At 46.4% G+C, this 13,859-nt stretch carries 13 protein-coding genes; 7 read left to right on the top strand and 6 right to left on the bottom strand.

The genetic code is table 11. From position 1 onward, the window contains the following. The first annotated feature begins 225 nt into the window (after positions 1–225). The 3 genes from sucA to NYE68_RS11395 all read left to right on the top strand — a co-directional run bounded on the left by sucA (position 226) and on the right by NYE68_RS11395 (position 5,143). Entirely contained in the window at positions 226–3,060 is a 2,835-nt protein-coding gene (gene sucA, locus NYE68_RS11405) for a 2-oxoglutarate dehydrogenase E1 component (protein ID WP_064107642.1), read from the top strand. A 15-nt stretch (positions 3,061–3,075) separates the two neighbouring features. Then, on the top strand, positions 3,076–4,323 hold the full coding sequence (odhB, locus tag NYE68_RS11400) for a 2-oxoglutarate dehydrogenase complex dihydrolipoyllysine-residue succinyltransferase (RefSeq protein ID WP_064107643.1): 1,248 nt from the start codon (positions 3,076–3,078) through the stop codon (positions 4,321–4,323). 73 nt (positions 4,324–4,396) lie between these two features. Further along, positions 4,397–5,143 (top strand): MBL fold metallo-hydrolase, encoded by a 747-nt coding sequence (locus tag NYE68_RS11395; protein ID WP_064107644.1) that lies wholly within the window; start codon positions 4,397–4,399, stop codon positions 5,141–5,143. 27 nt (positions 5,144–5,170) lie between these two features. On the opposite strand, the gene NYE68_RS11390 is transcribed toward NYE68_RS11395, so the two are convergent. Continuing rightward, positions 5,171–6,139: a bile acid:sodium symporter family protein gene (locus NYE68_RS11390; protein WP_088460994.1), complete on the bottom strand. Its 969-nt coding sequence runs from the start codon at positions 6,137–6,139 to the stop codon at positions 5,171–5,173. A gap of 199 nt (positions 6,140–6,338) precedes the next feature. Here NYE68_RS11390 and NYE68_RS11385 point away from each other — a divergent pair, with 199 nt between their 5' ends. Further along, complete coding sequence (locus NYE68_RS11385) at positions 6,339–7,676, top strand: sodium-dependent transporter (protein ID WP_007407975.1); 1,338 nt, start codon at positions 6,339–6,341, stop codon at positions 7,674–7,676. A 39-nt stretch (positions 7,677–7,715) separates the two neighbouring features. On the opposite strand, the gene NYE68_RS11380 is transcribed toward NYE68_RS11385, so the two are convergent. The 3 genes from NYE68_RS11380 to NYE68_RS11370 form a co-directional block, all read right to left on the bottom strand. Beyond that, positions 7,716–8,561 carry a superoxide dismutase gene (locus NYE68_RS11380; RefSeq protein WP_007407976.1) on the bottom strand — a complete coding sequence of 282 codons (846 nt, stop codon included), beginning with the start codon at positions 8,559–8,561 and terminating at the stop codon, positions 7,716–7,718. After that, positions 8,558–10,441, bottom strand: coding sequence for a prenyltransferase/squalene oxidase repeat-containing protein (locus NYE68_RS11375; protein ID WP_015417627.1), 1,884 nt, complete (start codon positions 10,439–10,441; stop codon positions 8,558–8,560). Before NYE68_RS11375 ends, NYE68_RS11380 begins: the two co-directional genes overlap by 4 nt. 95 nt (positions 10,442–10,536) lie before the next feature. After that, positions 10,537–12,024, bottom strand: a complete 1,488-nt coding sequence (locus NYE68_RS11370; protein ID WP_324636892.1) for an aldehyde dehydrogenase family protein — start codon at positions 12,022–12,024, stop codon at positions 10,537–10,539. A gap of 183 nt (positions 12,025–12,207) precedes the next feature. Between NYE68_RS11370 and NYE68_RS11365 the strand changes: the two genes are divergently transcribed. The 3 genes from NYE68_RS11365 to NYE68_RS11355 all read left to right on the top strand — a co-directional run bounded on the left by NYE68_RS11365 (position 12,208) and on the right by NYE68_RS11355 (position 13,255). Continuing rightward, positions 12,208–12,411: a DUF6501 family protein gene (locus NYE68_RS11365; protein WP_007407979.1), complete on the top strand. Its 204-nt coding sequence runs from the start codon at positions 12,208–12,210 to the stop codon at positions 12,409–12,411. 65 nt (positions 12,412–12,476) lie between these two features. After that, positions 12,477–12,617, top strand: coding sequence for a DUF4025 domain-containing protein (locus tag NYE68_RS11360; RefSeq protein WP_152600982.1), 141 nt, complete (start codon positions 12,477–12,479; stop codon positions 12,615–12,617). A 293-nt stretch (positions 12,618–12,910) separates the two neighbouring features. Further along, the gene (locus tag NYE68_RS11355) at positions 12,911–13,255 is read left to right on the top strand and encodes a PH domain-containing protein (RefSeq protein WP_003153783.1); all 345 of its coding nucleotides are present in this window, start codon (positions 12,911–12,913) and stop codon (positions 13,253–13,255) included. 44 nt (positions 13,256–13,299) lie between these two features. Here the strand turns inward: NYE68_RS11355 and NYE68_RS11350 are convergent, their stop codons facing one another. Both NYE68_RS11350 and NYE68_RS11345 read right to left on the bottom strand, forming a co-directional pair. Then, positions 13,300–13,533 carry a hypothetical protein gene (locus NYE68_RS11350; RefSeq protein WP_003153785.1) on the bottom strand — a complete coding sequence of 78 codons (234 nt, stop codon included), beginning with the start codon at positions 13,531–13,533 and terminating at the stop codon, positions 13,300–13,302. Continuing rightward, complete coding sequence (locus NYE68_RS11345) at positions 13,530–13,802, bottom strand: hypothetical protein (protein WP_014418114.1); 273 nt, start codon at positions 13,800–13,802, stop codon at positions 13,530–13,532. The genes NYE68_RS11350 and NYE68_RS11345 overlap by 4 nt, the downstream gene beginning before the upstream one ends. Positions 13,803–13,859 lie beyond the last annotated feature (57 nt).

The following is a 13,859-nucleotide window of genomic DNA, read 5'->3' as shown; positions in this document are numbered from 1 at the left end:
TTTTTCCTATGCTTTTTCGCTTTTTATTTTAAAATGATTTAATTTTTTCGGTATTGATCTGTTTTTTTTACTATTTTGTGAACAATCAAGGTAGAATCCAAACGCAATCAGTGGTAAAATATCCTTGGAAGCGTTTTTATTACATAATTTTGGGCACAGCGTTCAAAAGTTATTTCAAGATAGTGAATTGATCACTTGATTATCTAGGTTGGGGGTAATATTCAAATGTTTCAAAATAATATGAAACAAAGAATGAATTGGGAAGATTTTTACGGACCGAACCTCGGCTACGCACTGGAGCTGTACGACCAATATGCTGAAGATCCAGGCAGCATTGATCCGGATCTGAAAGACATGTTTGACGAACTAGGCGCTCCGCCAAGCCAAATAAAAGAGGCATCGGGAACAAAGGAACAGGGACGCGTCACCGCAGATCTGATTCAAAAGATCGCAGCAGCAGTTAAACTTGCAGAAGATATTCGAACCTATGGCCATCTGAACGCTTCCGTCAATCCGCTCAGAAAGGATCCGAAAAAGAGCGAGCTCTTTCCGTTATCCGAGTACGGGCTTACAGAAGAAGAAATGAAAGCAATACCCGCGTCTGTCATCTGTAAGGACGCACCTGCCAATATAACAAACGGCTTAGAAGCCATCCAGCATTTACGCAATACCTATAAAAGAACCATCTCCTTCGAGTTTGACCATGTGCATGATTTCGAAGAGCGCGCATGGATTACAAAAATGGTCGAATCCGGAGAACTGTTCCGGAAAAATTCACCGGAAAAACTGTCAGCCGTTTTAGAAAGACTGACGGAAGTAGAAGGATTTGAACAATTTTTACACCGGACATTCGTCGGTCAGAAGCGTTTCTCAATTGAGGGGTTAGACGCGCTTGTGCCGGTTCTTGACGACATTATCGCCCAGTCTGTGAAAGCGGGCACAACCAATGTCAATATCGGGATGGCGCACAGAGGCCGTTTAAATGTGCTTGCGCATGTGCTCGGCAAACCGTATGAAATTATTTTCTCAGAATTCCAGCACGCGCCGAATAAAGACCTTGTGCCGTCTGAAGGATCGACCGGCATCAGCTACGGCTGGACGGGCGATGTCAAATATCACCTCGGTGCAGACAGACAGCTTCAGGATGCTGAAACCAAAAGCGCGCGGATTACGCTTGCAAATAACCCGAGCCACTTGGAATTCATCAATCCGATTGTTGAAGGAAGCACGCGGGCGGCACAGGAAACAAGAACGCAAAAGGGGTACCCGGTTCAAGATGAAACAAAATCGCTCGCCATTTTAATTCACGGTGACGCAGCGTTCCCGGGAGAAGGCATTGTCGCCGAGACGCTGAACTTAAGCTCTCTGAAAGGCTATCAGGTCGGCGGGGCCATTCATATCATCGCCAATAATATGATCGGCTTTACCACTGAAAGCGATGAATCACGATCTACGAAATATGCCAGTGATTTGGCGAAGGGCTATGAAATTCCGATCGTTCACGTCAACGCGGATGATCCGGAAGCATGCCTGTCAGCCGTTAAATTTGCGGTTGAATACCGGAAGCGGTTCAATAAAGATTTCTTAATCGATTTAATCGGGTACAGACGATACGGCCACAATGAAATGGATGAGCCGTCAACGACACAGCCGATGCTGTATGATGCCGTCAGAAAACACCCGACTGTCAAGCGGATCTTTGCGGAAAAACTCGTAAGTGAAGGACTGATCAGCGAGGAAAAAGCGCAAAACATCGAAATGGCAGTGACAAAACGAATTGAAGACGCCTATAAAAAGGTGCCCGCCAAAAAAGAAGACGCCGTACGGGAAATTGAATTGCCGGAGCCGGTGTCCAACGGTTTTCCAGACGTTGACACAGCCATTGATTTTGATGTTCTCCGCAAGCTGAACGGCGAACTTATCAACTGGCCGGAATCCTTTAACGTGTTCGGCAAGCTGAAAAGAATCCTGGAAAGACGTGCAAAAGCGTTTGATGATGACCGTAAAGTTGAATGGTCATTGGCTGAATCGCTTGCGTTTGCTTCCATTTTGAAAGACGGCACGCCGATCCGGCTGACCGGACAGGATTCAGAGCGCGGAACGTTCGCTCAAAGAAACCTTGTGCTGCATGACAGCGAAACAGGAGAAGAATTTGTTGCTCTCCATCACTTAGACGACTGCGCTTCTTCATTTACGGTGCATAACAGCCCGCTCTCTGAAGGATCGGTTCTCGGCTTTGAATATGGATACAACGTGTATTCGCCTGAAACGCTTGTGTTGTGGGAGGCGCAGTACGGAGACTTTGCCAATGCGGCTCAAGTCTATTTTGATCAATTCATATCTGCAGGACGGGCAAAATGGGGACAAAAATCAGGGCTGGTCATGCTGCTGCCTCACGGTTACGAAGGGCAGGGCCCTGAACACTCCAGCGGCCGCGTCGAGCGGTTCCTGCAGCTGGCGGCGGAAAACAACTGGACGGTGGCCAACCTGACAAGTGCGGCTCAGTATTTCCACATTTTAAGAAGACAAGCGAAAATGCTGCTTCGTGAGGAAATCCGCCCGCTTGTGATCATGACGCCGAAGAGCCTGCTGCGCAACCCGAATACGGTATCTGAAGTGCAGGAACTGAGCGAAAGCCGATTCAAGCCTGTCTATGAGCAGTCCGGTCTTTCCCATGCTTACGAAAAAGTGACTCGCGTCGTATTATCAAGCGGAAAAGTGTCAATTGATATCAGCGATCACTTCAACAAAATGGAAGGCGATAAAGATTGGCTTCATATTGCCAGAATCGAACAGCTGTATCCGTTCCCGGCAAAAGATACGAAGGAGCTTTTCGCCAAACTGCCGAACCTGCAAGAGATCGTTTGGGTACAGGAAGAGCCGCAGAACATGGGGGCATGGAGTTATATCAGCCCGTATCTGACGGAAATTGCGCCAAAAGGAGTAAATGTCCAATACATCGGCCGAAGAAGACGATCCAGTCCCGCAGAAGGAGATCCGACAGTCCACAAAAAAGAACAGGAACGCATTGTATCTGATAGCTTGACTCGCAAAAACTAAGGGGGAAATGTAAAAATGGCGGAAATTAAGGTACCTGAATTAGCAGAATCAATCTCAGAAGGAACGATAGCCCAATGGTTAAAGCAGCCCGGTGATTATGTAGAACAGGGTGAGTACTTGCTTGAACTGGAGACGGACAAAGTAAATGTTGAATTGACAGCAGAAGAATCGGGTGTTCTAAAAGAGGTATTGAAAGATTCGGGTGATACCGTCCAAGTAGGAGAAATTATCGGTACCATTACAGAAGGCGCTGGCGAAAGTTCTGCACCCGCCCCTTCAGAAAGTGCTCAAGCCAATGAACAAACGAAAGAGGAAGCAAAAGCTGAACCTGCTGCACAAGAAGTCAGCCAGGAAGCACAATCAGAAGCGAAATCCAGAACGGTAGCGTCTCCGGCTGCACGCAAGCTGGCAAGGGAAAAAGGAATTGATCTATCACAAATTCCGACGGGGGACCCGCTTGGCCGCGTGCGCAAACAAGATGTGGAAGCTTATGAAAAACCGGCTTCAAAACCTGCGGCACAGCCGAAACAGCAGGCTCAAAAAACACAGCAAAGCTTTGACAAACCTGTCGAAGTGCAAAAAATGTCCCGCCGCAGACAGACGATCGCGAAACGATTGGTTGAAGTGCAGCAGACTTCTGCGATGCTGACTACATTTAACGAAGTTGACATGACGGCCGTTATGAATCTAAGAAAACGCCGTAAAGACCAATTCCTTGAGCAAAACGATGTAAAACTCGGTTTCATGTCGTTCTTTACAAAAGCCGTCGTGGCTGCATTGAAAAAATTCCCGCTCCTTAACGCTGAAATTCAAGGCGATGAGCTGATCGTGAAAAAATTCTATGACATCGGTATCGCTGTCGCGGCTGAAGAAGGGCTTGTCGTCCCAGTCGTGCGTGACGCTGACCGCCTGACGTTTGCCGGCATTGAAAGAGAGATCGGCGAACTTGCGAAGAAAGCGCGAAACAATAAATTAACATTAGGTGAGCTGCAAGGAGGCTCCTTCACGATCACAAACGGAGGTACATTCGGATCGCTTATGTCAACACCGATCCTAAACAGCCCTCAGGTTGGGATCTTAGGTATGCACAAAATTCAGCTGCGCCCAGTAGCAATTGATGCGGAGCGCTCTGAAAACCGTCCGATGATGTACATCGCTTTATCATATGATCACAGAATTGTAGATGGTAAAGAAGCGGTCGGGTTCCTTGTCACCATTAAAAACCTGCTTGAAGATCCGGAACAGCTGCTGCTGGAAGGATAATTTGAGACAGACAAAAAGTACACTGCCCTTACAAGCAGTGTGCTTTTTTTATTGAGCGAAGGGGAGAATTTATATGAAAAGCTGTTATCCGCTTGAGATCGAATTTGAATATAATGAAGAATTGCATTCAATCACTCCGGTTCTTCTGCAAGACGAACATGACACGATATTAATAGACTGCGGATATCCCGGTTTTACAAACCATCTTCAACACGCTGCTGCCCGGCATGGAATGTCGCTTCATTCATTGACAAAAATCATTGTAACGCATCACGATATAGATCATATCGGCTCACTCGCTGCATTACACCGTTTGCACCCGGATATCAGCGTGACAGTACATGAGCGTGAAGCGCCGTATATTGACGGCTCTAAAAAATCTTTACGGCTTGAGCAGGCTGAATCAACGTTTAGTTCATTGCCAGAGGATGCAAAGCCTTATGCAAAACAGTTCATCCGCTCGCTTCAATCAGTCGAATCGGCCCCAGTTCACCGGACAGTTACTGACGGTGAGCTGCTGCCTTGGTGCGGAGGCATTCGGATTGTAGCCACGCCTGGTCATACACCCGGCCATATCAGTCTCTATCTGCCTGCCGAAAAAACAATGGTCACAGGTGATGCGGTCGTCATTGAAGACGGAAAGCTGAACCTTGCTAATCCCGGCTATACGTTACATATGGATGATGCGGTCCGTTCTGTGCAGCGGCTGCTCGATTACGATATCCGCCAATTGATTTGTTATCATGGAGGTTTATTTCAGGGGGATGTAAAAAAAGCGCTTTTGCGCCTGTTTCGTGATCTGCAGAATAAACAAGGATAGGAGCGGCGGCAGCCTATCCTTGTTCAGTTATGAAAACGGAATCTTTGCCGTTTCTTCTTCGGCGCTGTTTTTCTCTTTTTTCTTAGACCAGTAGGTGGCAAGAACAGACCCCGACAGATTGTGCCATATGCTGAAAATTGCGCTCGGCACGGCTGACAAAGGGGAGAAATGCGCTGTCGCAAGCGCTGCGCCCAGTCCGGAGTTTTGCATTCCGACTTCGATCGCAATCGCTTTTTGTGAAGCATAATCCATTTTGAACAGCTTTGCAGTCAGGAATCCTAACAAATATCCGATTCCGTTATGTAAGATGACGACAGACACAATCAGCAGTCCTGATTGAAGCAGATGCTCACGATTTACGCTGACGACAGAGGATACAATCGCTACGATGCCGATTACCGACACGAGAGGAAGCGCGTGCACGGCTTGTCCGACCTGTTTTTTGAAGAACAGCTTCACAATCACCCCGAGGACGATCGGCAAAAGCACGGCTTGCATAATGGAAACAAACAGTGAGCCGAAAGAAACGGGGAGCCACTCTTTCGCAAACAGCATAATAAGTGCCGGCGTTACAATAGGAGCAAGCAATGTTGAGATCGTGGTGACCGCAACAGAAAGCGCCGTATTGCCTTTCGCCAAAAACGTCATGACGTTTGATGCCGTACCGCCCGGACAGCATCCGACCAGAATGACGCCCGCGGCGATTTCTGCGGGGAGGCGGAGCCCGATTGATAAACAGAAAGCCGTAAGCGGCATAATCGTAAACTGGCAAGCGACTCCGATCACGACATGCCAAGGCTTTCTGATTAATTCTTTAAAATCGTCTGCTTGAAGAGTAAGCCCCATCCCAAACATAATAATACCAAGGAAAATCGTCATATAAGAACTGATCCAAGAAAACAAATCAGGGCAGGCGAATCCTAAACCGGCAAAGACGATAACCCACAAGCCAAAGGTTTGGCCCGCAAACCCGCTTATTTTTTTCAGCCATTCCATAAACACAGCTCCTTTTACATTAAATCAGTCAGAAAATATGACTGACTTTTCTGTATTCCATTATAAATAATGTTCTGAATAATTCAATATTAAATATAAGTTTTCAATAAAATTATTATGTAAACTAACATCTTCTTGACTATTCAGACATATATTCTTACAATTGATTTTTATACTGAAATGAATTGGGAGTGCTGAAGTGAAAGAAGCTAATCAATGGTCATCTAAGCTGGGATTTATTTTAGCTACGGCCGGCTCTGCAATCGGGCTCGGCGCAATATGGAAGTTCCCTTACGTAGCGGGAACCAGCGGAGGCGGCGCTTTTCTGCTTGTTTTTATTTTATTTACTGTTTTAATCGGACTGCCGCTTTTGCTTGCTGAATTTATTATCGGCAGAAAAACACAAAAAAACGCCGTTGAATCCTATAAGGCGCTCGCGCCGGGGAAAAAGTGGCACTGGATCGGATATCTCGGAATCATTACGTGTTTTATTCTATTATCCTTCTACAGCGTAGTGGGGGGATGGATATTAATCTACATTATAAAAGGCTTTACAGGCGGCTTATCGCTTTCTTCGGGGTTTGATACGTTATTTATCGATACCATTTCAAATCCTTATGCAGCCGTTTTCGGCCAGCTGCTGTTTATCGTGCTGACGATTTTAGTTGTGGCAAAAGGGGTGAGCAGCGGCATTGAAAAAGTGAGCCAGGTGCTGATGCCGGCTCTGTTTATTCTGTTTATTCTCTTAATGATCCGCTCCGTAACACTGCATGATGCAGCAAAAGGATTAAAATTCTTTTTTATGCCTGATTTTGGCGCGATGGATGCCAATACCATTTTATATGCGATGGGACAATCATTTTTCTCGTTAAGCGTCGGAGTGTCCGTAATGGTTACATACAGCGCATATTTAGAAAAAGAAGAAAATATTGTTCAATCCGCCGTATCGGTGACGGTATTAAATGTCCTTGTTGCTGTGATGGCGGGAGTGGCGATTTTTCCGGCGGTGTTTGCATTCGGCCTGAAGCCGGATCAAGGCCCGCAGCTTTTATTTAACGTGCTGCCGACCGTCTTTAACCAAATGCCGTTGGGCATCGTGTTTTTACTCGCCTTTTTGCTGCTGTTTTTATTTGCGACGCTGACATCGGCTTTTTCAATGCTTGAAATTTTAGTTGCTGTTTTGTCAAAAGGCGATTCGGCAAAACGGAAGCGGTATGCATGGATCGGGGGACTTGCTATATTTATTGTCGGGGTCCCTTCGGCGCTGTCGTACGGAATTTTGAGTGATGTTTCTATTTTTCACCGCAGTATTTTTGACGCTGCGGATTTTCTGGTCAGCAATGTCTTAATGCCGCTGGGCGCGCTTTTAATTGCCGTTTTCGTACCGTTGAAAATCCCGAAACAGATGCTGTTTGACGAACTGAAAAGCGGTTCCGGTATAAAACGAAAATGGTTTGCAGTCTGGCTCCTATTAATCCGTTATGTGGCTCCTGTTGCCATTATTATCGTTTTTCTGCACGTGCTTGGTATTTTTTAAACCAAAAGAAACAGGCCCCCGTTCAAGACGGGGGCTTTTTTAATAAAGCGGCCATATCACGCGGTGCGCTTGCTCGAACCGTTTCTCCGCCTCCCGCCAATCAACGACATTCCACCATTGATCCACGTAAGCCGCTCGGTCGTTTTTATATTGTAAGTAATAAGCGTGTTCCCACACATCCAGCGGAAGCAAAGGAATGACGTCCCACTGGCTGTAGAGCTGATGCTTCTCAGCGGCCAAAATCTCCAGCCGCCCGGCGCGCGGCGCCCAGACTAGGATAGCCCAGCCGACTCCTTCGACTTTTTTCGCCGCTTGAGAAAATTGCTCTTTAAAAGCGGAGTAGCTTCCGAATGACACATCAATCATTTGAAAGAGTGCACCCGTCGGCCGTCTTTTTCCGTTTGGATTCATCGAAAACCAGAAAATACTGTGCAAATAATGGCCCGCGCCGTGAAACGCCAATTGTCGCCCCCAGTGTGCCACTAAGTCGTACTGTTTCGTCTGTCTCGCTTTTTTGAGCTCCAGTTCTGCTTTATTCAGACCGTCAACATAGCTCTGATGGTGTTTTGTATGGTGAAGTTTCATAATCTCTCTTGAAATATACGGTTCCAGTGCGGAATAACTGTAAGGCAGTTTAGGGAGGACATGCTTGCCGATCGGCACATAAGCTCTGCGCTCATCCGGCTCTTCGGGTTCAGTAATGTCCCGGTAAAGTGCCGATGCCTGTTCGTACCATTCGGCCTCCGTTAATCCATCATCCTGAAGGGTGTGAAAAATCCGGTCGATTTGTGCCGCGAAGCGATCGAACCGACCTTGCTGAATAACTTGTTCCTTCAAGGTTTCACACCAATTCAGCATTTCGGTTTGATAAGCGTGCCGTTTCATTTTTCTTCCTCCTTTTCACTCATTTTCATAAAAGTGCTGAGCGCAAGCAAAGAAAACACATACGGGTAGCTGTGATACCTGATGTAAAACTGCTTCGGCAGGCCGATTCCGGTCGGATAGCTGAAAGCGGCTCCTTCGTAATGCCGGTTTTCAATAAGAAAAGATATGCCTTTTGTGACGGCTTGATGATGAGTTTTTTCGTATTGCAGCAAAGCTTCGGCCGCCCAAGCCGTCTGTACAAGCGTCCCGTAAGAAAGCGGAACATAGGTTTTGACTTCTGCGCTTTTACAGGATTCTCCCCAGCTTCCGTCCTCGTTTTGAATGGACTTCAGCCAGCGGATCGCTTTTTTCACGGCCGGGTGGTTTTGGCTCACGCCGCAAGCCTTCATCCCTGTCAGCGCTGCCCATGTGCCGTAAATATAGCAGACACCCCATCTGCCGTACCACGATCCGTCCTCTTCTTGATGGCGGATCAGCCATTGGACGGCCTTTTCAATCTGAGGGTGATCAGAAGAAAGCCCCGCTTCTCCTAAACAGTGCAGCACCCGTCCGGTTAAGTCGCTTGTTGAAGGATCGATGGCAGCTTCCTCAGCCGATTCCAGCGGCAGCAGGCGGACCAGCGGATGATTGACATTTTTCTCAAAAGCAGAGAAGCCGCCGTCACTGTTTTGCATGGACAAAAGCCAGCTCAGTCCGCGTTCCCATGAGGCGGGATAAAGTTTTCGCGGAATGGCTTTGAGCACTGCGGCTGTGTCATCACAATCAGGATTATTTGTATTGATGTTTGAAAAACCCCATCCTCCCGGTTCAGCATGCGGGTTGTGAACGGCCCAATCAGCGACTTTCGTCTGCTGCCGTTCACGCAGAAACCGGGCGGCGCTGGTTATCATCTGATCGTTATCTGAGATGCCGCTTTTCATAAGCGCATAGTTGAGAAGCGCCGTATCCCAAACGGTCGACGTTGAGTTTTCCAGGTACGGTAAATCGCCGCAAGACGTGAGCAAAGCTTTCGTGCCGGCAAGTGCTTTTCTGATAACGAGGGAGTGGCGCGATACACCGAGAGCGAGCAGGCCGTACACCATAAAAATAGTGGCGCTCGCATAGCTGTATAATGTGCCGTCTTCTTCGATCCGGTCAAGCATATACGTTTTGGCCGTACGCAGACCGAGCTGGTGAAAAGCGGCAGGAATCTGCAAAAGCCGCTTCCAGTGCGCGAAAAGAGAAGAGAGGTCTCTGTTCTCGTCCTGATCGGAACGAAGCCATGTAAACGGATTTTTAGTCATATGCCGATCTAAATGCGCGAGAGACGGAACGTTGGGATTTTTCAGCGAAAATCTTTTGTTAAGCGTCACGGCCATCGGTACAAAATGAATACGGGCGTATGTACTGAACTGGTAAAAATGCAGCGGGAAGGATGGGGGAATGACTAAGAAAGATAATGGCAGATGCAGCGCGGGCCATGGATAAAGGCCGTTTGCCGCAAGCATCCACTTTGTCATGAAGTGTACGTTGCGCAAGCCGCCATTTGAGATGATAAAGCGTTCGGCCTGAATCATATGCGCCTCAGAACGGCTATATAAACCGGAAGCCAGCAAGCCGGCATAGCCCTGTACAGTGGCGGTCACATTTCCTTTCCGGTCATCAGGATAGTTGGCAAAAGTTCCGTCCGGGCGCTGTTTAGCGCGAATGCCTTCTGCAAGCTCAGCGATCAGTTCTTTATCATTGTCTCCAAGAGAAGTGAGGAGGAGGATCAGAAAGGCGTTTGTCAAAATCGGTCCTTCAAAACAAAATGACCATGAGCCGTCCGCATTTTGCGTTTCTCTTAATAGAGAGATGGTTTTCTTTTGGCGGCTTCTGACGTTTTCATGAATTGTGCTCACACTCGCTCAACTCCTTCAGAAGCATATATATTCATATGTAAAAGGCGGCATGACAAAAGAAAGAAACTGCTGACAGGCAGCAGTTTCTTGTTTGATTAATCTTCCAGATTGATCCAGACGCTTTTCACTTCTGTATAATTATCCAGCGCGTAAGAGCCCATTTCCCGCCCGAGGCCGGATTGCTTATAGCCGCCGAAAGGAGATGCCGCATCGAAAACATTGTAGCAGTTGACCCAAATGGTGCCGGCTTGGAGACGGTCAGCAATGTAATGGGCGTTTTTCACATTCTCAGTCCAAAGTCCGGCTGCAAGGCCGTATTCCGAGCGGTTCGCCCGCTCGATGACTTCATCTACCGTATCATACGGAATGGCGGCTAAAACAGGGCCGAAAATTTCTTCTTTTGCGATGGTCATGTTGTCATCCACATCCGCAAATACAGTCGGGGAGACAAAATACCCTTCTTCAAACGGGCAGCTGCCGCCCGCGACAGCTTTGGCTCCTTCCGCTTTTCCTTTTTCAATATATGAAAGCACGCGCTCATGCTGTTCCTGACTGACGAGCGGGCCGATTTGTGTATCTTGGTGAAGGCCGGCGCCTTGCTGAAGCGATTTCGCATATGAAACCATTTCGCTGACGACCTCATCATATTTGTCTTTGTGAATGAAGACGCGGGAGCCTGCGCAGCATACCTGCCCCTGATTAAACATGACCCCGTTTAAAGCGCCGGGAATGGCTTTCTTCAAATTGGCGTCAGGTAAAATGATGTTAGGTGACTTTCCGCCAAGCTCCAGTGTCACGCGTTTAATTTTTTTTGCGGCTTTTTCCATGATTTTTTTGCCGATTTCTGTAGAACCGGTAAAAGCGAGTTTATCGACATCGTCATGGTTGGTCAGCGCTTCCCCGGCCGTCTCGCCGAACCCTGGGACAATATTGATGACGCCGTCAGGGAAGCCCGCCTGATCTATTAATTCCGCTAAATAGAGGGCGGTCAGCGGTGTCTGCTCCGCCGGTTTCAAAACGATTGTGCAGCCTGTGGCAAGAGCGGCGCCCATTTTCCACATCGCCATAAGGAGCGGGAAGTTCCAAGGGATGATCTGCCCCACGACGCCGACAGGCTCATGGCGGGTGTAATTAAAATATGAGCCGGCGACCGGAATCGTTTGTCCGGTTATCTTTGTAGACCACCCGGCATAATAACGCATATGCTCAATTGCGAGCGGGATATCCCCATTCGTCGTTTCATTAATCGGTTTTCCGTTATCAAGTGTTTCAAGCTGCGCGAGTTCCGTTTTGTGCTCTTCCATTAAATCGGCAAGCTTATACATCAGCCTGCTTCTGGAAGCGGCCGGCATAGTGCGCCATTCGCCGTGATCAAAGGCTTTGCGTGCCGCTTTCACTGCACTGTCAATGTCTTCTGTCTGTGCCTCGTAAAGCGTCATCAGCGTTTCTCCGGTTGCCGGATTCGGTGTGACAAATGTTGATCCTGAAGCGCTCGGAACAAATTTTCCGTCAATATAAAGTTTCTTCGTGCCCTGTAAAAATGTTTCCAGCCTTTTTGTGATCTGCATCGTTAAAGAACTCATTCGTAACAAACCTCCCGAAATTTTTTTATGGTCTGTTTTGAGCATCTTGATGTCCGCGCAAAGTAAGCGCATACAGTCATTTTATAATAACAGCCCCGGTAAAATCAATTGATAACCGTTATTGCAATTCACAAGAAAAAACGGCTACAATAAGCTTATCGATTAAGAAAAGGAGTTTTATAAATGATTCATAATAATTGGCAGACAAAAGAAAGCGTCAAAAAGGTCAAATGCGTACATACAGATGCGAAAAAATACATTGTCAAAAATGTGCTGACGCCGGGTAAAGAGTATGAAGTCAAAAATGAAACAGAAGAATTCATTTTTGTTGTAGACAATACAAACAAAGTCGGAGGCTTCTACAAAGAGTATTTTGAAGAAGTTTAAAGCTGAATGAATTCATTTTGCCTGAGCCATACTAAAAAAGACTACATATAAAAGGTGGCTGCAAAATGAAAAAAACAGAGCAAGACAAACAAAATAAAACATCAGTTCAGCTTCAGCAAGTGCAACCTGAAGAAGGCACCGACACGACGATGGAACAAATTTCAGATACCTATAAAGAAGGAACGATTGAAGATACGGATCGTTGATGTTTTGTTGAAACCGCGGCATTGGAGAAGCCGCGGTTTTTTATGGCGAAAATAAAAAACTGACTTTTCGAAAAAAATACCGTTTTCTTGAAACCTTTTCTTCCGTTGAACCGTATTACTTCATAACAGCGGCACCTTTCGCGAAGGGCTTTTTTGATGAACGTTCTAAAAATGTAATCTGTTCGTAATGGTTTAAATGCCGTCTATGTCGTATTCTTATATAGGGATAAAGAACTTATTTTTTTATGATTGTAATAAAACAATAGTATAGAAGCAGAAAGTGGGGTTCTTCATTGGGAATTTTTTCTGTCAGCAGATCAACCGACACAAAAAAGCTGGAGGCTTTGCTCGTTGAGGGAGAACGGATCGAAACGATTTATAAACTGCGGGTTGACCAAATATGCTTTACGAATAAACGAGTGATTTTCTTTGATAATAAAATGTTCTCCAAAAAGAAAGTGCGCGTATTTCTTCCATATAAAACAATTGAAAGCTTCGCCATTCAAGAAGCGGGGATGTTTGATCCAGATACCGGGCTTGTATTAATGACAAGGGGAAAAACTTTCGAATTGGAATTTGCAAAAGAAACGGACTTGACTGAGGTTCAAGCCATCTTAACAAAATACTTATGCAGTTAAATATCACATAAAAGCCATCCGAATGCATGCGGATGGCCTTTTTATTATATAATGCTTGTTTTTCCGGAGTTCGAATCAATGAGATCCGGATCAGCAATAGAACTGATGGGGATATAAATCGGCGCCAAATCACCATTTTCTTCACCGAATCCGTAGTTGATCTTATTGGATAAAAAATAATCGATTTGCTGATACGGGCCGATCGTAATGGAAGAACCGCGGTCGACTGCATTTACTTTAAAGCCTCCTACATTTACCAAAACCGGCGAAAACATCATAATGGGCCTCCTTTTCCGGCAGGGATTTTATCGCATGCAGACTCAAAGGCAGATGGAGAATCAATTTGATCCCGGTCATCCACTTTGCCGTTCGTGCCGATGAAGCCGCTTGCATCTCCGAAGTTCTGTCCGTATCCCTGATTCTTTTTATCAGAATTCTGCCATTCCGCCAGTAAATTTTGTCCGACATTCACCGCTGAAGCATTTTCAAAGGAATTAATTTTCAACATGAAAATATTAATATTGATATATGGAGTTGGTTGAACCACAGGCAAACCTCCTTTAATACAGGTGTATGCCGGCTGTTATGACCGTATGCTTAGACA

The sequence above is a fragment of the Bacillus sp. FSL R5-0447 genome, from assembly GCF_038606125.1.
GTDB lineage: Bacteria > Bacillota > Bacilli > Bacillales > Bacillaceae > Bacillus > Bacillus velezensis.
Note: the sequence above shows the minus strand (reverse complement) of the source record. Positions and strands in the feature narration are given on the sequence as shown.

Bases quoted from the DNA above. Each gene is read 5' to 3' on its own strand.
- NYE68_RS11395 (WP_064107644.1), top strand. From the start codon at position 4,397: ATGAAAAGCTGTTATCCGCTTGAGATCGAATTTGAATATAATGAAGAA.
- NYE68_RS11370 (WP_324636892.1), bottom strand. From the start codon at position 12,024: ATGAGTTCTTTAACGATGCAGATCACAAAAAGGCTGGAAACATTTTTA.
- NYE68_RS11390 (WP_088460994.1), bottom strand. From the start codon at position 6,139: ATGGAATGGCTGAAAAAAATAAGCGGGTTTGCGGGCCAAACCTTTGGC.
- NYE68_RS11360 (WP_152600982.1), top strand. From the start codon at position 12,477: ATGAAAAAAACAGAGCAAGACAAACAAAATAAAACATCAGTTCAGCTT.
- NYE68_RS11350 (WP_003153785.1), bottom strand. From the start codon at position 13,533: ATGATGTTTTCGCCGGTTTTGGTAAATGTAGGAGGCTTTAAAGTAAAT.
- NYE68_RS11365 (WP_007407979.1), top strand. From the start codon at position 12,208: ATGATTCATAATAATTGGCAGACAAAAGAAAGCGTCAAAAAGGTCAAA.
- sucA (WP_064107642.1), top strand. From the start codon at position 226: ATGTTTCAAAATAATATGAAACAAAGAATGAATTGGGAAGATTTTTAC.
- odhB (WP_064107643.1), top strand. From the start codon at position 3,076: ATGGCGGAAATTAAGGTACCTGAATTAGCAGAATCAATCTCAGAAGGA.
- NYE68_RS11380 (WP_007407976.1), bottom strand. From the start codon at position 8,561: ATGAAACGGCACGCTTATCAAACCGAAATGCTGAATTGGTGTGAAACC.